Genomic DNA, 21,009 nt, shown 5'->3' with positions numbered 1-21,009 from the left:
CCCTGGTCCTTCCGTCGGTCACATTGCCGGTCGCAAGATCAGCACTGTGGAAGAACGCAGGGACGACGGGAAGATGTCCCGCAGATGAAGATCGCGGTTCGTCGCCACCTGACGTGGCGCTCAGCCGTTGACGAAGGTGAGGCTGGTCGCGTCGTAGCGGGTGCCCGCGATCTGCTCGGCCGGGGCGGCGGCCTCGATGGCGGCGAGGTCCTCGGCGGACAGCTCGACGGTCAGGGACGCGAGGTTCTCCTCCAGGTACCGCTGCCGCCGGGTGCCGGGGATCGGCACCACGTCGTCGCCCCGGTGCTGCACCCAGGCCAGAGCGAGCTGGCCCGCGGTGACGCCCTTCGCCGCGGCCAGCTCGTTCAGCTTCGCGACGATCGCCAGGTTCCGTTCGAGGTTGCCGTCGGCGAAACGCGGCTGGCTGCGCCGCACGTCGCTCTCCTCCAGCCCCTCTACGGAGTTGTAGCGACCGGTCAGGAAGCCGCGTCCGAGCGGGGAGAAGGGGACCAGACCGATGCCCAGCTCGCGGCAGACCGGAGCGACCTCCGTCTCCAGGTCGCGGGTCCACAGCGACCACTCGCTCTGCAGCGCGGCGATCGGGTGGACGGCGTGCGCCCGGCGGATGGTCCGCACACCGGCCTCGGACAGCCCGAGGTGGCGGACCTTCCCCTCCCGCACCAGCTCGGCCATGGCGCCGACGGTCTCCTCGATCGGCACCTGCGGATCGACGCGGTGCTGGTAGTAGAGGTCGATGTGGTCGACCCCGAGCCGGCGCAGCGACGCCTCGCACGCCTGCCGCACGTAAGCGGCGTCGCCGCGGATCAGGGTGGGCTCGCCCAGGCGGTTGGCGAAGCCGAACTTCGTGGCCAGCACCACCTCGTCGCGGCGCCCGGCGACGGCCTTCCCGATCAGCTCCTCGTTGTGCCCGGCACCGTAGAAGTCGGCCGTGTCCAGGAGGGTCACCCCGAGGTCGAGGGCGTGACGCAGCGTCGCGATCGACTGCGCGTCGTCCGCGGCGCCGTAGCCATGGCTCATGCCCATGCATCCCAGGCCCTGCGCGGATACCGCCAGTTCACCGAGGTGTCGGGTGGGAATGCTGGTCATGCTGTGCCTCCTGGGCTCGAAACCATCTGCCCATGACACTAGGTATTGGAGCGCGCTCCAAGTCAAATGCCCTGATCCGGGGCCACGGCCCCGGATCAGCGCGCGGTACGGCATGTACCGACAGGCGCCTACGACTCGACCGTGATCGGCTTCTCGGCGCGCAGGTCGCTGACGAAGCCGCCCTTGACCACGCGCATCCAGTAGGAGTGCCTGCGGTCCTTGATGTCGGAGTCACGCTCCAGCTTGCGGTCCATCGAGGTGGCACCGCCCTGGACGTCCCGCTGGAAGGTGTAGGGGTGCCAAATGCCGATCTCGCTGCTGTAGAAGGGCTTGGTCTCCATCAGCATGACCTGGTCCGGGTTGCCCTGCGCGGGCTTCCAGTTGACGCGGACGGTGGCCGCGTCGAGGCGGTCGACGGACGTCACCGCCGGGGCCTTCGGGATGACCGAGGAGGCGGCGGGCTTGATGTCGGCGCTGCGGATCGTCCGCGGCACGGACGAGTCGTAGCCGTCCGGGTTGTCCAGCTTCCCCGTCACGCGCAGTGCGGTGGGGGCCTGGCCCTGCCCGCCCGCGCACACGTCGACCTGGGCGACCTTGCGCCAGTCGACGCCGGGGCCGGGGAACCTCACGAAGTCCTCCTTCTGGACCTTCAGCTCGCGGGTGACGCCGCCTATGACCGCGCTCACGGAGTAGACGTAGCGGGAGTCGTCGTCGCGGACCACCTGGTAGCTGCACCCGTCCACAGCCGCGGCCCGCGCGCTGACCGCCGGCGCGCCGGCGGTGGTGGCCGACGGAGCCGCTGCGGCGACGCCCGCACCCGAGACGAGGGCACCGAGACTCAGTGCGGACGTGGCGATCGCGGTGGCGATACGAGGGGGCATGCAATCCTCCGGTGGCATCCAACGGCTCGCGGTTGAGCCGGCGAACGAACAGATGACGTGCTGGGGTCGGCTCTGATCGGGATCACCGACCAGGGCTGGACGCTACCGGCAAATGGCGGTCAAGAAGAAGTCAAAGCTCGGCAAAGCGAAGGCTTTCCGTCAACTTCCCTCAGTGGTGGCGCGAATTCGTTGACCGACCCGGTCGGGGCAACCACGATGCGGGCGTTCGAATCACCTCGTTCAGGGGTAGCCCAAGTCGCCTCATCCTGACGGCATTTAAGCCGACGCCATGCCAACTCCTAGAGTGCTAGCATCCTAAGCATGGCCGCCGAGAGACCGGTAAAGCAGTTCAACGTCTACCTGCCCATCGACCTCATCCGCGAGGTCAAGCATCACGCTGTCGACACCGAACGGTCACTCTCGGCAATAGTCGAGACGGCCCTGACCGAGTACCTCCAGCGTGTCGCAACCGCAGGAAAGGAGAGCACGCATGACGACTGACGGCATCGAGGGGTTCCTCGTCGAAACCCGCAACTACGGTGCGACCGCCGCGTTCTGGAAGTCGCTCGGCTTCGAGAACGTGCTGGAGACCGACCACGGCTCCGGCCACTGGTCCCATCCGGCCGGCGGGCCCTACGTGTTCATCGTCGAGCAGCACGAACGCGAGCTCGCCACCTGCCCCGTGCTCAAGGTGGCCGACGCCGAGGCCTTCGCGCCCGACCGCGCACCGGAGTTCGCCCAGCCGTTCACGCCGACACACTGGGGTGTCCGGCAGGCGCTCGTCCGCGACCCCGACGGGCGGATCGTCGCCCTCGAAGCCCCGCTCGCCGACGGCAGCGAAGGTAACGACGCCACCCACGCCACCGACGTCACGGAAGGACACCACCATGGCTGACGAACAGCGCCTCTCCGACCAGTACGAACCCGACCACACCGCTGTGCGCGTCGCCCTCTGGCGCGCCCTCCACGTCCAGGCCGACGCCCCGCCCCACGTGCTCGACGACGAGATCGGGCTGAAGCTCGCCGACCCCGGGGAGAACTGGCGCGAGCGCCGCGACATGACCATGCCGGGCGTCAGCGGCGTCCGGGCGTCCATGGTCGCCCGCGCCCGCTTCGTCGAGGACCTCGTCGCCGAACACGCCGACGCCGGCGTGGCGCAGTACGTCATCCTCGGCGCGGGCCTGGACACCTTCGCCCAGCGGCGCCCCGAACTCGCCTCCCGCCTCGACGTCTTCGAGGTCGACCAGCCGGGCACGCAGGCATGGAAGCGGCAGCGCCTGGCCGAACTCGGCTACGACATCCCGCCCTGGCTGACCCTGGTTCCCGTGGACTTCGAGGCCGGCGACTCATGGTGGGAGCGGCTGACCGCCGCCGGGTTCGATCCTCAGAAGCCGACGGTCGTCGCGTCGACCGGCGTCAGCATGTACCTCACCCACGAAGCCCACACCGCGACGTTGCGCCAGGCCGCCGCGCTCGCACCCGGCTCCGTATTCGCCACGACCTTCCTGCTGCCGCTCGACATGCTCGACCCGGAACAGCGGCAGGTCCAGGAGTTCTCGATGCGCAATGCCGCCGCGTCGGGCACCCCGTTCATCAGCCTCTACTCGCCGGACGAGATGGCGCGAGCAGCCCTGGACGCGGGGTTCACGAAGGCTGTGCACGTATCTCCCGACGACCTGGCGGCCCGGTACTTCGCCGACCGTCCCGACGGCCTGTGCCTGCCCAGGGCCGAACAATTCCTCGTCGCCGAGGTGTAGCCGGCCGACGGCGCACGTCCGGGGGAACTTCCCAGCGGCTCCGGGCGTCTGATCACGAGAAAACGATCACGGCGCATATGGGGGTAGTGGCTATGGCGATCACGCTGGCCGAGGAGATCATGCTGCTGTCGCTGGACGACGAGTCCGGGGTGGCGAAGCGGAAGCAAGCCGTTGGGTGGGCGGTGGCGGGAGGGATCCTGCTCGAACTGGTCCTGGCCGAGCGGGTGTCCGTTTCGGGCAAGTACCTGGAGGTGACGAACGCGTCCCCGACCGGGGACCAGTTGCTCGACGGTCGCATGGCTCTCATAGAGACCTGGCTGGGCGGTCGCGAGAAGCAGGTGAAGAAGTGGCTGACGAAGGACCACACCAAGGCCCTTGATGCGACTCTGGACAGTCTGTCCAGGCGCGGAGTGGTCGTGGAGGAGAAGCACAGGACCCTCGGCCTGTTCCCGGTGCGCCGCTATCCCGAGGCCGATGGTGCCATCGAGGCCGAGATGCGGGAACGGCTTCGCGCGGTCGTACTGGGCGGCGCCCAGCCGGACACACGGACGGCGGGACTGATCGCGCTGATCCACTCCGCCAAGCTGCACCGCCTGGCCTTTCCCGACAGCCCGCAAAGGCAGGTCTCCCGGCGGATGTCGGAGGTGGCCGACGGGCATTGGGCGGCCGCGAGCGTACGCGCTGCCCTCCGCGACATGCAGGCGGCGGTGGCCGGGGTCGCGGCCGCCGCGGGCGCCGCCGCCGGGAGCTAGACCACTTCTTCCGGGGCAGCGGGTGGACCGGACGAGGTCCAGGCGCTCAGTGCCTGGGTCCGTTCGGCCTGGCGCATGTACGCGTCGGTGGTTCGGGTGGCCCATGCGACGTGGCCGTCGGGACGGATGAGGACTTCCCTCACCCCGTCGAGATCGGGGTGCACTTCATGTGGGCGAGCGGTGAGCGCACGGATGTGGCCGGCTCGGGCCGGGCCGTCGCCTGTCCACCTGCGGGATTCGTCGTCGCCGTCCAGGTTCAGCAGCACGAAGCGGCCGTCGTGAAGGAGCTCGTATACGCGGGTGGGCTCTGCTGCGCTGGTGACAAGGCTGACGTCCGGCATGCGTCGGCCGGTGAGCGGATCGGCGGGTGAGGTGGCGGGGGGTGGGTAGACGGTGTCGAGCGCGGAGATCCGGTCGGCCAAGTGGCGGTTGACTTCCTTCATGCCCAGGAGCGTGTCGAGCAGCTCGCACAGCAGGGCCGCGGGACGCCCGTAGCGTTCGGTGAGGGGTAGTTCCACCAGCAACGTCTGAGCCTGGGTGCCGGTGGTGACGGAGCGGCCCACGGCGTGACGCTCGGTGTGATAACTGTCCAGAAGCGTGGGCGGTGCCCATCCGCGGACCTGGGCGGCGAGCTTCCAGCCGAGGTTCATCGCATCCTGCAGCCCCGTGTTCAGGCCCTGCGCCCCGACGGGGAAGTGGACATGCGCGGCATCGCCGGCCAGCAGAACACGGCCGCGCCGGTACCTTTCGGCGAGCCGGGTGGTGTTGCCGAACCGCGACAGCCACCGGGGCTCGCCGATCCCGCAGTCCGTCCCGCACACCCGCTTGAGCGAGGTGCGGAACTCCTCCAGGGTCACCGGCTCGGCGGAAGGCACCCGGATCCTGTGCGGGTCCATGACCACGAACCGGGTCAGCCCGGCCTCCAGCCGTGCGACGAGAACGCCGTGTCGCCGGGCCCGCTCATTGTCCGCGTGATCGGCGACCGCGAAGTCACCCACCACGGCGGTCATCGACTCGGGTGTCCCCGGGAACGCGATGCCGGACGCCTGCCGTACGAAGCTGCGCCCGCCGTCGCAGCCGACCACGTACCGGGCCCGGGCGGTGACCGTACCGCCCGGGCCGTGCACGCCCACCTCGACGCCGTCCGTGTCCTGACGCAGGGCGACGGCTTCGTACCCGCGGTGGATCCGCACTCCGAGTTCCCGGGCCCGTTCCGTGAGCAGGGCCTCGGTGCGGGCCTGGGCGATGAGCAGGGCGTACGGATGCCGGGTATCGAGCGCGGTGAAGTCGAGCCGTTGCCTGAGGCTCGCGGTGAACTGCCAGCCGGGCACGGTCCGGCCGGCGGCGAGGAACCGGTCGGCCAGGCCTCGCATGTCCATCAGCTCGATGCTGCGGGGGTGCAGATTCAGCGCCCGTGACTCGCGATGGGGCTCGGGGCGCCTGTCGACCACGCGCGTCCGTACGCCGGCCAGGGCCAGCTCGCAGGCGAGCAACAGCCCGGCCGGTCCCGCACCGACCACGAGGACCTCGGTGTCCATGCCTGTGCCCAAGGACGTCACACCCACCACCCTTCGGCGCGCGCGGCCGCACCGTCAAGGCTGCTCCGTGCGCCGCCGCGACGGCAGGGTTGGCCGGGAAGGGAGCTTGGCAGCCGGGCGGCTCCGTACTGGGATGGTGCAGGACCCCGGGGGTGCCGCGAGAGGAGTCCGTTCGTGATCCACATGACCGAGACGCTGGCCGTGCAGACCATCGAGGACTTCCTCACCGCCGCGGAGACCACCCAGCTCACCAAAACCCTGGACGAACATCTCGCCGCCACCGGCTGGATCCCCGCACGCCCCAGCGAAGGGATGACGCCGCCCGAGCCCGCCCAGGCGATCCTGAACGCCGCCATGCGGCGGGCACTGCCGGCCCTTCGGCGGGCCTTCCCCTCCGCCACGGCCACCGATCCGTGGCTCTACCACGACCTCAAGCCCGGCGACAAGATCCGCCCGCACGTCCACGGCGTGGGCGACCCGCAGGCTCGCCCGCAGCGGATCGCCCGGGTCGCCTTCAACCTCCAGGACGCCGAAAGCGGCGGCGATTTCTACCTCGACACCTGCTCCGCCGACGCCGTGTGGAGCGACGTCACTCCGACCGTCGACAGCGACTACGCACCCGGCACACGCTTCGTCCACGAGATCACCGCCCGCACCGGACCAGTGAACCTCAACGACATCCCGCACACCCGCTGGACCTGCAGCCCACCTCCGGGAACCACCGTCGTGTACGGCACCCAGCTCGTCCACGGCGTCCTTCCCGTCACACAGGGCCGGGTGCGCAAACTCATCACGAACCTTCTCGCATGACCGCGACGGCCGGTCCGGGAAGGATCGGCGCACCGCCGTGCTTCAGGGCGTATGTGCCGCGCGCGAGTTGGACGGTCGCTTCTTCCGGACTGTTCAGCAGCACACCCTCCGGGAGGGCGGCCAGCCATTCGCGTACCGAGGCGGCCCGCTCGACCGGGGCGCCGAGGACCGCTCGGCGCCGACTGGTCCGCACGGAACTCGCCGAGGACCACCACGCGCATCATCCACACCGCCGTCCGACTCGCTGACGACCCTACGGAGTCTCTCCAGCCGTACTCCACATGATGTCCCGGGACGGTCCGATGGGCAGGGTCCAGGCGTTGACGAGCTGCCTGGCCCGTCCGGCCTCGTCGGCGAAGACCAGGACCTGCAGCTTCCGCAGTGTCCGGAGCCGGCCGTACGACCTGCGGGTGCAGGGGGCGACGGTGGACCGGATCCCGCAGGTGTCGAGGAACCGGCGGATCTCGTCGGCGGCAGTCGTCGTGGCCACGCACGCCACCGGCACCAGCAGCCCGTACGGGTAGCTCCGGCGGCCGGCGGGGGAGAGCCGTGACCTGATGCCGAGAGGGGAGAGGTACCGCACCGCGACCACCTTCGCGCCCCGCCCCATGTTCAGTGGTGGCCTTCCGGAACCCGCTGGGGTTCCGCGTGGCCGTGTGCCGCGACGATCTCCTGGTACTCCTCCGGGGTTGCCTTGCGGATCTGGCCCGTCTCGCTGAAATAGGCCCGGGAGAGACGTGCCCGCACTCTCTCCGACCACGTGATCTTGCGACGGACGCCCTGCTCGTCCACCTCCGGGGGAGGCGCGTACGGCCTCGGCTGCTCGTGCGCGGTGTAGTAGTACAGGTCGGCCTGCGCCAACGGTTCGTGGATCTCCACGAATTCGCCGTGCGGCTTGCGCAGGATGATGCCGCTCTCGCGCCCGTGCAGGACCTTTTCCCGGTCGCGGCGCTGGAGGCCGAGGCACCACCTCTTGGTGATGACGAAGACGAGGACCGGCAGGACGAAGAATCCGATGCGGACCGCCCAGGTGATGGTGTTGAGCGAGAGCCAGAAGTGCGTCGCGAAGAGGTCGTTGCCGCCTCCCACCAGGAGGATCGCGTATTCGGAGATCCAGGCGGCGCCGAAGGCGGTGCGGGTGGGGTTGTTGCGGGGGCGTTCGGTGATGTGGTGTTCGCGTTTGTCGCCGGTCACCCATGCCTCGAGGAAGGGGTAGCACCACAGGGCGAGAAGGATCACGGGGAAGATCATCAGCGGGATGAACACCCCGAGCACCAGGGTGTGGCCCCAGAGGTTGATCTCCCAGCCCGGCATGATGCGGATCAGGCCTTCGGAGAAGCCCATGTACCAGTCGGGCTGGGCGTCGGTGGTCACCTGGTCCGGCCGGTACGGCCCGTACGCCCAGATGGGGTTGACCTGCGCGATGGCCGAGAACACGGCCAGCACCCCGGTGACCAGGAAGAAGAAGCCGCCGGCCTTGGCCATGTAGACCGGCATCAGCGGCATGCCGACGACGTTCTTGTTGTTCCGTCCCGGTCCGAAGCCCTGGGTGTGCTTGTGGTAGAAGACCAGGATCAGGTGGGCCACCAGCAGGCCCAGCATGATGCCGGGGATCAGCAGCACGTGGACGGTGAACATCCTCGGCACCCAGATGGTGCCGGGGAACTGGCCGCCGAAGATGAAGAACACCAGGTACGTGCCGATGATCGGCACGGACAGGATCGCGCCCTCCAGGAACCGGATACCGGTGCCGGACAGCAGGTCGTCGGGCAGCGAGTACCCCATGAAGCCGTCGAACATGCCGAGGAACAACAGGCCCGCGCCGATGAGCCAGTTGAGTTCCCGGGGCTTGCGGAACGCGCCGGTGAAGAAGACGCGCATCATGTGCACCAGCATGGCCATGACGAAGACGAGCGCCGCCCAGTGGTGCAGTTGACGGAGCAGCAGGCCGCCCTTGACGTCGAAGCTGAGGTCGACCGTCGACTTGTACGCCTGGGACATCAGGACGCCCTCGAGCGGCGCGTACGGGCCGACGTAGTGGACCTCTTCCATGCTGGGCTTGAACCACATCGTCAGATAGACGCCGGTCAGGATGATGATGAGGAACGAGTAGAGGGCGACCTCTCCCAGCATGAAGGACCAGTGGTCGGGAAAGATCTTGCGCAGGTTCGCCTTGGCGAGGGAAAAGATCCCGACTCGTCCGTCGGCCCAGGTCGCGAGCCTTTCACCCCGCGATGCCGGGGAGGTGGGGCCCTGGCCGGCCGCGGGGGTGTGTTGCGTACTGGTCATGCGTGAGCGCTCCCGGCCTGGAAGGGCAACACTTCCATGGTTGCCCCTTTATCCGATAAAGGTCGCCATTTCTGGCATTATGTCCCCTATCTTCCCCGCGTTGTGCCGTGAATGCGGTATTTGCGTTGAGTGTGTCGGTGAGGAGAGACGAGGGGGCAACAGGCCCGCTCACCGCTCCTCGACCGCGCGCTCTCCCAACGGCCGTATCGCCGGGCCCTGGAGCACCGTGCCGTCCGTGTCGAACCGCGAACCGTGGCAGGGGCACTCCCAGGTGCGCTCGGCGGCGTTGAAGGCCACCAGGCAGCCCAGGTGCGTACAGCGCGCCGAGACGGCCCGCAGAGTGCCGTCGTCGTGGCGGTAGACGGCGCACTTCTCGCCGCCCGTCCGTACGAGGGCGCCCGTTCCCGGCGCGATCTCCGCCACGGAGTCGACGTGGGTGGGCCGCAGCCGGTCGCCGAGGAAGTGGCGTCCGACGGCTGCCTGGTGCTTGAGGAAGGCGGGCGCCTCGCGCACCGTGCTCCACAGCCGGCGGGGATCGTAGAGGTGCGTCCACGAAGGACTGTTGCGGCCACAGATGAGGTCGGTCAGCAGCCGGCCGGCCATGGCGCCGCCGCTCATGCCCCAGCCGCCGAAGCCGGTCGCCACGTAGGTGTGGCGGGCGCCCGGATGGAACGGGCCGACCAGCGGCACGGTATCGGTGGAGTCGTTGTCCTGCGCCGCCCAGTGGTACAGCATCCGGCCGGCCGGGAAGTGTGCGCGGGTCCAGTCGGCCAGGGCCGCGTACCGCCGGCCGACGTCGCCCGCGCCCGGGGTGAAGGTCTCCCCGGTGACGATCAGCAGACGCCGGTCCGGTCCGTACGGCGCGGTGCGCACCGACCGCGTGCGGTCCTCCGGCGTGATGTACATCCCGTCCGGGTCGTCCCGGGCGGGGATCTCCGCCGCCAGCACCAGCTCGCGGCGGGGCGAGAGCCTGGTGAACAGCAGGGCGCGGTCGAAGACCGGATAGTGGGTGGCGACCACCACGTCCCCCGCGGTGACCACGCAGCCGTTCTCCGTCGTCACCCGGCAGGGGGCACCCTCGGTCAGACCCGTGACGCGGGTGTGTTCGTAGAGACTTCCGCCACGTTTCCGCACGTCCTCGGCGAGCGCGAGGAGGTACGTGCGCGGATGGAACTGCGCCTGGTCCTCCACGCGGACCGCGCCGGCGACCGCGAAGGGCAGCCCGGTCTCCTCGACGTAGGAGGCCGCCAGCCCCGCCTCCCGGGCGGCCTCCGCCTCGGCGCGTACGGTCTCGCGCTCGCCGGGGTCGGTCACGTAGGTGAAGGCCGGCCGCCGCTCCAGGTCGCAGTCCACCCCCACGGAGGACGCCACCGCGACGACCCGTTCGACCGCCTCCTGCTGGGACCGCGCGTACAGCCGCGCGCCCTCCGCTCCACGCGTGCGGCGCAGCCTGTCGTAGACGAGGGTGTGCAGCGCCGACACCTTCGCGGTCGTGTAACCGGTGACTCCCGCGGCCAGACGGTCGGCCTCCAGCACCGCCACGGAACGGCCGGCGTCGATCAGTTCCCACGCGGTGCTCAGCCCGGCGATGCCACCGCCGATCACGGCGACCTCCACCTCGATGTCGGTGGTCAGGGGCGGATACGGTGCGGCGGGTGATGCGGTGGCCATCCAGAAGGACTCGGGACGGCCCGGGGGAGCGGCGGGGCCCTCGGGGCGCGACATGCGGGCCGGGTTCCCCTTGGCGGGCGTTCGAATCACGGCGTACCGGCATGTGACCCGAATGGCCGCACCGGCCGGCTGGGACCCGTCCGGGTCAGCCCGCGGGGCCGGCGCCGGTCGTCGGCCGCGCTCCTGGGGGAAGGGGCAGGTCGAACACATGGGCCGGGGTGACGATCTTGGTGATCGCCTGGCCGAAGAGGGTGCTGGGCTCTATCTGATGGTGCAAGATGTCGGTGTTGAGCAGGACGACCAGCGTCGCCCGTTCCTCGGGCAGGTAGATCGTCAGCGACTCGTAGCCGGGCAGCGAGCCGTTGTGACCGATCCAGCCCTGGACGTTGAAGATTCCCAGACCGTACCCGGCGCCGGGAATGCCCGTCGGAAGGGTCTTCAGACGCTCCGCCTGGGTCCGGGGAGTCAGCAGGGTGCCGGTGGCGACGACGGGCGCCCAGGTCCGCAGGTCCTGCAGGTCGGAGATCATCGCACCGGCGGCCCAGGCCCAGGACGGATGCCAGTCCGTGGCGTCCTCGACGGCGCCCGAAGCGGTCTGGTCGGTGTATCCGTGGGCGTGGGGGCTGGGGAACTCGGCGCCGGCCGGGAACAGGGTGTGGTGCAGGCCCGCCGGTTCGAGGACCTTCTCCTGGATGGCGTTCTTCAGCGGCCGGCCGCCGGCCTTCTCCACGACGAGGCCCAGAAGGATCAGGTTGGTGTTGCAGTACTCGAACTTCTCGCCGGGCTGGAACTGCACCGGATGCTTGAAGGAGTAGTCGAGCAATTCCTGCGGAGCGAAGGGGCGATTCGGGTCGGAGGTGAGGGCCTTGTAGAAGCCTTCGTCCGCCGAGTAGTTGAACAGTCCGCTGCGCATGTCCGCGAGGTCGCGCAGGGTGATCCGGTCCCCGTTGGGGACTTTGTCGATGTACCGGCCGATCGGATCGTCCAGCTTCACCTTGCCCTCGTCGACGAGTTCGAGCAGGGCGGTCACGGTGAACGTCTTGGTCTCGCTGCCGATCCGCATGTAGAGCCCGGGATTCATGGGGGTCCCGTTCGCCTTGTCGGCGACGCCGAAGGAGCGTACGTACTCGCCCTTGCCGGGGGCCGAGAGACCGACGGTGACGCCGGGCACGGAGGCCTCGCGCATCACTTGCCGGATCGCGGTGTCCAGACGCTCGGCGACGGCGGGGCCGAGCTGCGGGAACCCGGTGTCGGTGGATGAGGGAGAAGCGAGGGGCGCGGGGAGGTCCTCCGCGACCGCGCCGGGCGCGGTCGCCGGCACCGCCAGCAGCCCGGCCGTGGCCAGGCCCACGCATATTCCGCGCCGAGTCGTAGGTGAGCACCCCATGGCAGGCCTCCTGCCGGACGAGGACAAAACGGCCTCATCAGCCTAGGCGCGCCCGCAGGTCCCCGCACTACGACCCACGACCGCAAGCCCAGGTCACCGGTTCTCCGACTTGACCTCAAGTCCGGTTGAGGAAGGAGGGTAAGGGCATGACCACACACACGGATCACGCCGAGATCACCATGCTCATCAGCCGCTTCTTCCGCGCCCTGGACCAGCGCGGGTTCGAGGACGAGTGGGTCCGCGACTACGTCACCGACGACGTCCGCACCACGACCCCGATCGGAACCTTCGAGGGCCTCGACGCCGTGCGGCGGCACACCGAAGAGGCCGTCGGGAGATTCGCCCGCACCCAGCACATCACCACCGACGCCCTGGTCCACGTCGACGCCGCCTCGGGCAGCGCGACGGCCTCGTGGAACGCCCTGATGACCCACGTCCACCACGCCTCCACCCTCGAGGCACGCGGTGAGGGCGCGAACCCCCTCTTCACCGTGGGCGGCTTCTGGGAGGCCGAGCTGCGCCGTACGCCCGACGGCTGGCGCTTCTCCCACACGTCCGTCCAGGCGGTCTGGGCCACGGGCGAACCGCCCGTCCTGCCCGAAGCAGTCCAGGCGGTACGGGCGCTCCAAGAGGTCCGGTAGACCTCACGCGCCTTGAGGAAGCGCCGCATTTCCTCCGGGGCAATACGCCGTCAGGTGAACGGTCATTGGGAAGGGCGGCAAAGGCGGCGCGCCCGGCCGCCGGTGACGCTCTTTCGCGGAGAACGGGCCCCGGAGGGCCGGAATTGCGGCCCGGTTCCGCCGGATCGAGCCACGCCGACGGCAGAAGAAAACCGGCGTGGCGGATTTTTAATGATATTCATGAGAGAGGCGGCGGTCGGCGAGTCGACCCCCGCCGCTGTAACCGGGGGACAAGGGGGACAGCTGTATCCGGGGGACAGGGGCGAGAGCAATGACCGACGACATAGTGCGCTTCACCGTGCTCGGCCCGCTACGCGCGTGGCGCGGCGACAGCGAGCTGGAGCTCGGCCCGCGGCAGCAGCGCACACTCCTCGCGCTGCTGTTGCTGCGGCAGGGCGAGCCGGTGACGGCCGGTGCGCTGGTGGCCGAGGTGTGGGGAGAGGACGCACCACCGCGGGCGGTGGGCACACTGCGCACGTACGTGTCGCGGCTGCGCAAGCTACTGGAGCCCGAGCGGGACGCCGGGTCGTCCCCCGGGGTCCTCGTCTCGGTCAGTGACGGCTACGCCGTACGCCTGCCGCAGGACGCGCTCGACGTGGGGGAGTTCGAGACCTTCGTGGCCGCCGCCGAGCGCGAGCGGATGGCCGGCCGTCCGGCCGAGGCCCGCGATCTGCTGGGCTCCGCCCTCGCGTTGTGGGGCGAGGAGCCCTTGCAGGGGCTGGCCGGGCCCGGCATCGAGGCGCAGCGGGCACGGCTCGCCGACCGCAGGCTGGCGGTGCTGGAGAGCCGCCTCGCCCTCGACGTGGAACTGGGCGGGCACGCCGCCGTACTGGGTGAGCTGGCCGCCCTCGCGGAGAGCCACCCGCTGCGGGAGCCCCTGTACGCGCTGCTGATGCGGGCACTGGTGCTCTGCGGCCGGCCGGACGAGGCACAGGCGGCCTACGCGCGTATACGCCGCGCCCTGGCCGAGGAGTTCGGCCTCGACCCCGGGCACGAGCTGTCCGCGCTCGCCCGCGACATCGCCGCCGACGGCGCCCTCGCGTCGCCGTACCCCACCGGGCGGGAAGGCGGGGAGCCGGACCGCCACCCCTGCCCCGCCCAGCTCCCCGGCGACATCGCGGACTTCACGGGCCGCGCCGGTGCGGTGCGCGACGTGTGCGAACTGCTCGCCGCGCCCCCGGGAACGGGAGCCGCCGTCGTGGCGGTGTCCGGCCTGGGCGGGGTCGGCAAGAGCGCGCTGGCCCTGCACGTCGCGCACCGGATGCGGGCGGGCTTCCCGCACGGGCAGCTCTACGCGGACCTCAGGCACCCGTGCGGACACCCCGTCGATGCGGCCACGGCGCTCGCATCGTTCCTGCGCGCGCTCGGCGTCGCCGACGCCGACATCCCCGCCGGGACCGCCGAGCGCGTCTTCCTCTTCCGCGCCCGGATGGCGGGCCGGCGCATGCTCGTCGTCCTGGACAACGCCGCCGACGGCGACCAGATCCGCCCCCTGCTGCCCGGCACCCCCTCCAGCGCCGTCCTCGTCACCAGCGGCGCCAAGCTGGCCGGGGTGCCCGGCACCCGGTTCGTCCACCTCGACGTCATGGCGCCCGACGAGGCGCTCATCCTGCTCGGTCGGGTGATCGGCCCGGAGCGGGTCGCCGCCGAGCCGGAGGAGGGCGCGCGGCTCGTGGAGGCGTGCGGCTGGCTGCCGCTGGCCGTGCGCATCATGGCCGTACGCCTGGCCACCCGCCCCTCGTGGACCGTCGCCTCGCTCGCGGAGCGGATGGCGGAGCGGGAAGGACGACTGGCCGAGCTCAAGGTCGCCGACCTCGCCGTGGAGGGCGTCTTCCGGCGGGAGTACGGACGGCTTCCCGAGCCGCTGCGACGGGCCTTCCGGCTGCTGCCCCCGGCCGACAGTCCGGACGCCGCGTTCCGGGCCGTCGACGTCGCGGCCTCCCTCGGCAGGCCCCCGCACGGCGCCGAAGAACTGTGCGAGTCGCTGGTCGACATCAGCCTGCTGGAGTCGCCCGCGCCCGGCTGGTACCGATTCCACAGCCTGCTGGCCGAGTTCGCCCGCACCTGCGTCGGCACCGACACCCGCGTTCCCGCGGCAGCCGACCCCGTGCGGCCGCATGCCGCCCCCGGGCCGTACTCCGCCCCCGCCGCCCCGGCCCGGGGCGCCCGGCGCAGCCGCCGGCTCAAGGCGGCGGTGTACGTGCGTGCCGCCGCCCGGGTCTGCGCCGGGTGCGAGGCGATGCCGTGCGGGACACCCTCGTGCCCGGCCGCACCGGCCGACCGGGGCTCGTGCACCGCCTGCGCGTCTTAAGGCCTGCCCGGCGGACCGCCACCGGGGCCGAAGCCCGATGCGGCAGCGCCGGTCGACCACGGTGCGGCCAGACGCCGTCGCGGTCCGGGAGACGTGCCTGCCGTGAACAGCGCCCATGCCACAGCCCCTGACGTGTCCGGTGTGTCCGCCGGACACGTCCTCGCACACCACGGGGCGCCCATCGCGCCCCGCACCATCCCAGCGATCCGGAGTTGAACGTGCACCATCCCGCCCCCACCGGCGCCGACCACGACCCGCGCCCCCAGCTGTCCTTCCGCATCCTGGGACCCGTACAGGTCGTCACCGGCGGCGCCGAGACGGACATCCGGCCGCCGCTGTGCGCCGCCGTGCTGGCCGCCCTGCTGCTGCGGCAAGGGCGGCGCAGCTCCTCGGCGGCGCTCATCGAGGACGTGTGGGGGGACGCCGCTCCGCCGCACGCGCTCGGCGCGCTGCGCACCCACGTGTCCAGCCTGCGCGGGCTGCTGGAGCCGGGACGCGCCGCGCGCACCCCGGCCCGGGTCCTGGTCTCCCACGGCGAGGGGTACGCACTGCGGCTGGAGCAGGGCGCTCTCGACCTCGCGGAGTTCGACCGGCTGACGGACGCGGCCGAGCGGGCACGCTCCGCCGGCCGGCCGCAGGAAGTGCGCTCCCTGCTGGACGCGGCACTTCGGCTGTTCCGCGGCGAACCCCTGGCCGGCGTACCCGGCCCGCATGCCGCGGCCCAGCGGGACCGGCTCGCCGAACGGCGCCTCGACGCCCTCGAGGCGCGCTGGGAAGCCGAACTCGACCTGGGCGGGCACACCGCGGCGATCGGTCCGCTGCGGGCCCTGGCCGACGATCACCCGCTGCGGGAGCGGACGCAGGAACTGCTGATGACCGCACTGTACGAAGCGGGCCGGCAGGCCGAGGCCCTGGAGGTGCACGCCCGCGCCGCCCGCGCGCTGCGGGAGCGGGGCGCGGTGCCCGGCCCCAGGCTGGAGCGCATCCACCGGCGCGTCCTCGCCGGGGCCCGGACCCCCGCGGCGGCCGGGGGCGTGACGGCGCTGCGCCTGCCGCAAGGGACGGCCGACTTCACCGGGCGCGAGGCCACCGTCGACCAGCTGCGCGCCGCGCTGGACCACGGCCGGGTCGTGGCCGTCAGCGCCGTGAGCGGCATGGGCGGCGTCGGCAAGACCGCCCTCGCCGTGCACGTCGCGAACGGCCTGCGCGACCGCTTCCCCGACGGGCAGCTCTTCGTCGACCTGCGGGGCACCGACGCCCTGCCCGCCGAACCCGCCCAGGTGCTGGGCGACTTCCTGCGCGCCCTGGGCGTCGTCCCCGGCCGCGTCCCCGCGCTGCCGGCCGAACGCGCCGCCCTCTACCGCTCGCTGATGGCCGACCGCCGCGTCTTCGTGGTCCTCGACAACGCCCGTGACCTCGGCCAGGTCCGCGACCTGCTGCCCGGCGGCCCCGGCTGCGGCGTGCTGGTCACCAGCCGCACCCGGCTGGCGGGACTGCCCGGCGCCACCCTGGTCGACCTGCGGGAGCTGACCGAGCACGAGGCGTCGGCGCTGCTCGTACGGCTCATCGGCGAGCGACGCGTACGGGCCGAGGAGGAGGCCGCCCGGCAGCTCCTCGACGACTGCGGGCGGCTGCCGCTGGCGATCCGCATCGTCGCGGCCCGGCTGGCGGCCCGGCCCGCCGCCTCCATCGCGCAGACCGCGCGGGCCCTCGCGGACGAGCGGCGGCGCCTGGCCGAGCTGTCCGGCGACACCGACGACGTCGAGACCACGTTCCGGCTCGGCACCGACCTGCTCGACGCCGAACAGCTGCGGGCCTTCCGGCTGCTCGCCCTGCCCGACGTGCCCGAACTGACCCGCGCGGCGGCGGCCGTCCTGCTGGACCGCACCGAGCGGCAGGCCGAGGACCTGTGCGAGGCCCTGGTCGACCTGAGCCTGCTGGAGTCCATCGCCCCCGGCCGCTACCGCTACCACGACCTGCTGCGCCTGTACGCCCGCAAGACCGCGGCCGAGGAGATACCCGCCGACGAGTGCGACGGCGCGCTGCTGCGGCTCCTGGAGACCTACCTCGCCCTCGCCCGCGACGCCTACCGCGCCACCATGGCGGGCGACGCCTTCCCCCTCACCCTCGTCCCGGCGCCGTCCGCGGAAGGCCACTTCGCCACGCAGGACAGCGCCACGACGTGGCTGCTCGACGAGCTCACCGCACTGCTCGCCCTGACCGAGCAGGCCGCGCACCACCCCCGCATCCCGGTGACCATCGCCGCCGAGCTGCTGCTGTCCGCCGACCCGCTGGGCCGCCACGCCAACCAGCCGCACGGCCTGGACCGGGCGGCGCGGGCCGTCCTGGAGGCGGCCGAACGCGCCGGCGACCCCGGCGCCGAGGCCGTCGCGCACTACATGCTGGGCGGCGCCCACGCCCAGAACTTCGAACTCGCCACGGCCATCCGGCACTTCCAGGTCACGGCCGGCATCTGCCGCCGCGAGGGCCACTCGACGCTGCTCGGCCTCACCCTCGGCGTCCTCGCGGGCTGCAAACTGGGCCTGCACGACTTCCCGGCCGCGCTCGACCTGCTCACCGAGGCACTGCCGCTGGCCGAGGCCGCGCAGAGCCCCGGCTGCGTCGGGTACGTCCGGGGCTTCCTGGGCCTCGCCCAGCTGGCGACCGGGGCACCGGAGGCCGCGATGGAATCGGGCCGGGCCGCGGTCGCGCTCGCCGAGACCTCCGGCGACCGCGAGGGCCAGGCCGCCGCATTGCGCGTGCTGGGCCAGATCTGTCTGTGGCTCGGCCGCCCGGACGAGGCGCTGGACTGCCTCAGCCGCAGCCTGGACCTCTGGCGCGTCACCGGCTCCCGCTTCCGCGAGTCCCTGGGCCTGAGCCTGCTCGCCGAGGCCCACAACCTCCTGGGCCGGCCCGAGGAGGCCGCCGCGTGCGCCGAGGAGGCCAGGGAGGCCGCCGAGCAGCACGGCGGCGGCTACCTGCTGGGCCGGGCCCTCGCCCAGCTCGGCCACGCCTGCGCGGCCCGCGACCGGGCGAGCCAGGCAGCCTTCCACTACCGCGAGGCGCACGCCCTCTTCGACCGGCTGGGGATGCCCGAGGCCCGTGAGATGGCGGCACGGCTGCAGCAGACCGGCTGACCTCCGGACCCGGACCACCGGCGCCCACCGAGACGACCTCGGTGGGCGCCGGTTTTTTCATGCCGTTCCGCATGCCCGTGGTGACGGCTCCGGTGCAGGTCACGGCGTGCTGACAATCCGTTGACGCGCGATTGATCGACCGCGGATCCGGCGGTGACACGCTCATCGAGCCCGCCCCACAGCCCCGTTCCCCCCAGAGCGAGGGCCCGCGGGGCGGGCCCCTGCCACCGGCAGGGAACCGCACCCGCCGATCGCTGAGGTACCCGTCTTGGACTCCCGGACACTACAGGCACAGACCCTGCTCTTCTCGACGTTCACACCGGAAGGGCGGGAGAACCCCCACCCCGCGCTGGAGGCGCTGCGGGAGACCGCACCCGTCTACTACGACCCGGACCTGAACACCTTCTTCCTCACCACCTACGACGACTGCCAGGCCGTCCTCACCGACACCTCCTACCGCGCCCCCGACCTGGCCTGGTGCGAGGAGAACGTGCCGGACTGGCGCGAGCACCCGGCGGCCGACTTCTTCTACTCCTCGATGCTGCGGGCCAACGGCACCGACCACACCCGGCTGCGCCGGCTCGTCGGCAAGGGCTTCACCCCGCGCCGGGTGGCCGCCCTCGAAGCCGCCATCGAGCAGATCACCGACAGCCTGCTCGACGACCTCGCCGACGCCACCTCGGACGGCGGTGCGGCCAACCTCCAGGACCTCGTCGGCTACCCGCTCCCCGTGGCCGTGGTCGGCGAGCTGATCGGCGTGCCGGAGGCCGACCGCGCCCGGTTCCGCACGCTCGGCAGCGACGCGAGCCGGCTGCTGGAGCCCGTACGCACCCCGGACGACTGGGCCCGGGCCGACCGGGCCGTGGAAGAGCTGCGCGGCTACTTCCGGGACCTGGTCGAGCGGCGCCGGCGCGAGCCCGCCGAGGACCTCGTCACCACGCTGCTGCACGCCCAGGAGAGCGAGGGGCGGCTGACCGTGCGCGAACTCGTCGACACGCTGCTGCTGGTCTTCGTCGCGGGCTTCGAGACCACCACCGGCCTGCTGGGGCTGGCCTCCCACGCCCTGCTCACCCACCCCGACCAGTGGGCCCTGGTCGCCGCCGACCCACGCCTGGTGCCCCATGCCGTCGAGGAGGCGCTGCGCTGGGACACGCCCGTCCAGATGACCGAACGCATCGCCGGCCGGGCCGCCGTCATCGGCGGGGTGCCGGTCCTGGAGGGCGCCAACGTCACCACCGTGCTGACCGCCGCCAACCGCGACCCGGCACAGCACACCGACCCGCACCGCTTCGACGTGACCCGCACCGGCAGCAAGGTCCTCAGCTTCAGCGCCGGCCCGCACTACTGCCTGGGCGCCGCCCTGGCCCGCATGGAGGCCACGGTGGCCCTGCGCCGGCTGATCACCCGCTTCCCCCGCCTCGCACCCGCCGGGGACCCGGTGCGCCGGGAGTCCTTCAGCCTCCGCGTCTTCGAGGACCTGCCCGTCTCCCACGACGCCCCGGCGACCGCCGGCGCGATCACCACGAACCGCGGAAAGGCCGCCGCATGAGCTTCCTGGACACCGAGCGCGACGTGCTCGAAAGACTGCTTCCCGGCCTCGACGCCACGCTCGCCGCACACCCGCTGGCCGAGCTGGAGCGGCCCGGCAGCCCCGCCATCGCCGCCTTCCGGGACGCCGGGGGAGCCGCCCTGCTCGTGCCCGAGCAGAACACCGGCCTGGGCGCGAGCCCCCTGGAAGCCGTCCGGCTCCAGCGGGCCGTGGGCGCCCGCTGCCCCTCGCTGGCCGTCGCCACCACCATGCACCACTTCTCCGTGGCCAGCCTCGTGGAGACCGCCAAGCACGGCGCCGGTTTCGAATGGATGCTGCTGGAGAGCATCGTCGCCGACCGCCTGCTCCTGGCGTCCGGCTTCGCCGAGGGCCGCACCGGCCAGTCCATCCTGCGCCCGGCCATCACCGCCGAGCGGCGCGGCGACCACGTCCTGCTCAACGGCAGCAAGAAGCCGTGCAGCCTCGCCCACTCCATGGACCTGCTCACCGCGTCCGTGACGATGACCGACGAGGACGGCACCGAACGCCTGGCGGTGGCCATCGTCCCCGCGAAGACCCACGGCGTGTCCGTACGGCCGTTCTGGCGCAGCTCCGTGCTGGCCGGCGCCGAGAGCGAGGAAGTGGTCCTCGCCGACGTCGAGCTGGACCCGCAGCTGGTCGTCCTCACCGACGTCACGGCCGGCTCGGCGCTGGACTCCCTGCACATCGCGGGCTTCCTGTGGTTCGAACTGCTGATGGCGGCCGGTTACCTGGGCACCGCCAGCGCCCTGGTGGAGCGGGTGCTGCGGCACGGCGGGGGCTCGGCCGCCGACCGGGCCGCGCTCGTCACCGAACTCGACGCCGCCATGCTGTCCGTGGAGGCCGTGGCCCGCGAGATGGGCGACACCACCGACTGGGGCGAGAGCCTGCTGGTCAGGGCGCTGACCGCGCGCTACGCCGCGCAGGACGCCATCGCCCGCGCCACGCAGGCCGCGCTGGCCGCGCTCGGCGGCATGTCCTTCATCGGCTCCGACGAGGGCACCTACCTCGCCTCGGCCGCCGCCGGCCTCAACTTCCACCCGCCGTCCCGGGGCAGGATGGCCGAGGCGCTGTGCGCGGCCCTGGACGGCCAGGCGCTGCGGGTCGGGTGACGGCGTGAGC

Annotated in this window: 17 protein-coding genes; 10 read left to right on the top strand and 7 right to left on the bottom strand. The window is 71.9% G+C overall.

The features are described from left to right. Positions 1-120 precede the first annotated feature (120 nt). Positions 121-1,107, bottom strand: coding sequence for an aldo/keto reductase (locus ACIGXW_RS13585; protein WP_071967690.1), 987 nt, complete (start codon positions 1,105-1,107; stop codon positions 121-123). A gap of 128 nt (positions 1,108-1,235) precedes the next feature. After that, positions 1,236-1,988: a hypothetical protein gene (locus ACIGXW_RS13580; RefSeq protein WP_399572881.1), complete on the bottom strand. Its 753-nt coding sequence runs from the start codon at positions 1,986-1,988 to the stop codon at positions 1,236-1,238. A 321-nt stretch (positions 1,989-2,309) separates the two neighbouring features. On the opposite strand from ACIGXW_RS13580, the gene ACIGXW_RS13575 reads away from it, so the two are divergent. From ACIGXW_RS13575 to ACIGXW_RS13560, 4 genes are all read left to right on the top strand, one after another. Further along, positions 2,310-2,489: a ribbon-helix-helix protein, CopG family gene (locus ACIGXW_RS13575; RefSeq protein ID WP_399572879.1), complete on the top strand. Its 180-nt coding sequence runs from the start codon at positions 2,310-2,312 to the stop codon at positions 2,487-2,489. Beyond that, positions 2,479-2,883, top strand: coding sequence for a VOC family protein (locus tag ACIGXW_RS13570; RefSeq protein WP_399572877.1), 405 nt, complete (start codon positions 2,479-2,481; stop codon positions 2,881-2,883). The genes ACIGXW_RS13575 and ACIGXW_RS13570 overlap by 11 nt, the downstream gene beginning before the upstream one ends. Then, on the top strand, positions 2,876-3,745 hold the full coding sequence (locus ACIGXW_RS13565) for a class I SAM-dependent methyltransferase (protein ID WP_399572875.1): 870 nt from the start codon (positions 2,876-2,878) through the stop codon (positions 3,743-3,745). Before ACIGXW_RS13570 ends, ACIGXW_RS13565 begins: the two co-directional genes overlap by 8 nt. 92 nt (positions 3,746-3,837) lie before the next feature. Next, entirely contained in the window at positions 3,838-4,497 is a 660-nt protein-coding gene (locus ACIGXW_RS13560; RefSeq protein WP_399572873.1) for a GPP34 family phosphoprotein, read from the top strand. On the opposite strand, the gene ACIGXW_RS13555 is transcribed toward ACIGXW_RS13560, so the two are convergent. Continuing rightward, a complete protein-coding gene (locus ACIGXW_RS13555) occupies positions 4,494-6,035 on the bottom strand; it encodes a monooxygenase (RefSeq protein WP_399573507.1) in 1,542 nt (513 codons plus the stop codon). The genes ACIGXW_RS13560 and ACIGXW_RS13555 overlap by 4 nt on opposite strands. Positions 6,036-6,209: 174 nt before the next feature. Between ACIGXW_RS13555 and ACIGXW_RS13550 the strand changes: the two genes are divergently transcribed. Further along, positions 6,210-6,845: a hypothetical protein gene (locus ACIGXW_RS13550; protein ID WP_399572870.1), complete on the top strand. Its 636-nt coding sequence runs from the start codon at positions 6,210-6,212 to the stop codon at positions 6,843-6,845. A gap of 253 nt (positions 6,846-7,098) precedes the next feature. Here ACIGXW_RS13550 and ACIGXW_RS13545 read toward each other — a convergent pair whose 3' ends face one another. The 4 genes from ACIGXW_RS13545 to ACIGXW_RS13530 form a co-directional block, all read right to left on the bottom strand. Continuing rightward, positions 7,099-7,455 carry a hypothetical protein gene (locus tag ACIGXW_RS13545; protein ID WP_071967699.1) on the bottom strand — a complete coding sequence of 119 codons (357 nt, stop codon included), beginning with the start codon at positions 7,453-7,455 and terminating at the stop codon, positions 7,099-7,101. 2 nt (positions 7,456-7,457) lie between these two features. Then, positions 7,458-9,134, bottom strand: coding sequence for a cytochrome bc complex cytochrome b subunit (locus tag ACIGXW_RS13540; RefSeq protein WP_399572869.1), 1,677 nt, complete (start codon positions 9,132-9,134; stop codon positions 7,458-7,460). A gap of 168 nt (positions 9,135-9,302) precedes the next feature. Then, on the bottom strand, positions 9,303-10,859 hold the full coding sequence (locus ACIGXW_RS13535; protein WP_399572867.1) for an FAD-dependent oxidoreductase: 1,557 nt from the start codon (positions 10,857-10,859) through the stop codon (positions 9,303-9,305). A 91-nt stretch (positions 10,860-10,950) separates the two neighbouring features. Next, a complete protein-coding gene (locus ACIGXW_RS13530; protein ID WP_399572865.1) occupies positions 10,951-12,192 on the bottom strand; it encodes a serine hydrolase domain-containing protein in 1,242 nt (413 codons plus the stop codon). Positions 12,193-12,338: 146 nt separating this feature from the next. Between ACIGXW_RS13530 and ACIGXW_RS13525 the strand changes: the two genes are divergently transcribed. The 5 genes from ACIGXW_RS13525 to ACIGXW_RS13505 all read left to right on the top strand — a co-directional run bounded on the left by ACIGXW_RS13525 (position 12,339) and on the right by ACIGXW_RS13505 (position 20,999). After that, complete coding sequence (locus tag ACIGXW_RS13525; protein ID WP_399572863.1) at positions 12,339-12,833, top strand: nuclear transport factor 2 family protein; 495 nt, start codon at positions 12,339-12,341, stop codon at positions 12,831-12,833. 310 nt (positions 12,834-13,143) lie between these two features. Beyond that, complete coding sequence (locus ACIGXW_RS13520; protein WP_399572861.1) at positions 13,144-15,183, top strand: BTAD domain-containing putative transcriptional regulator; 2,040 nt, start codon at positions 13,144-13,146, stop codon at positions 15,181-15,183. 218 nt (positions 15,184-15,401) lie between these two features. Then, on the top strand, positions 15,402-18,320 hold the full coding sequence (locus ACIGXW_RS13515; RefSeq protein ID WP_399572859.1) for a BTAD domain-containing putative transcriptional regulator: 2,919 nt from the start codon (positions 15,402-15,404) through the stop codon (positions 18,318-18,320). Between the two features lie 268 nt (positions 18,321-18,588). Further along, the gene (locus tag ACIGXW_RS13510; RefSeq protein ID WP_399572857.1) at positions 18,589-19,869 is read left to right on the top strand and encodes a cytochrome P450; all 1,281 of its coding nucleotides are present in this window, start codon (positions 18,589-18,591) and stop codon (positions 19,867-19,869) included. Continuing rightward, positions 19,866-20,999, top strand: coding sequence for an acyl-CoA dehydrogenase family protein (locus tag ACIGXW_RS13505; protein ID WP_071967706.1), 1,134 nt, complete (start codon positions 19,866-19,868; stop codon positions 20,997-20,999). Before ACIGXW_RS13510 ends, ACIGXW_RS13505 begins: the two co-directional genes overlap by 4 nt. Positions 21,000-21,009 lie beyond the last annotated feature (10 nt).

The organism is Streptomyces sp. NPDC053079 (assembly GCF_044546695.1).
Lineage (GTDB): Bacteria > Actinomycetota > Actinomycetes > Streptomycetales > Streptomycetaceae > Streptomyces.
This window is presented reverse-complemented; position numbering and strand designations above follow the sequence as displayed.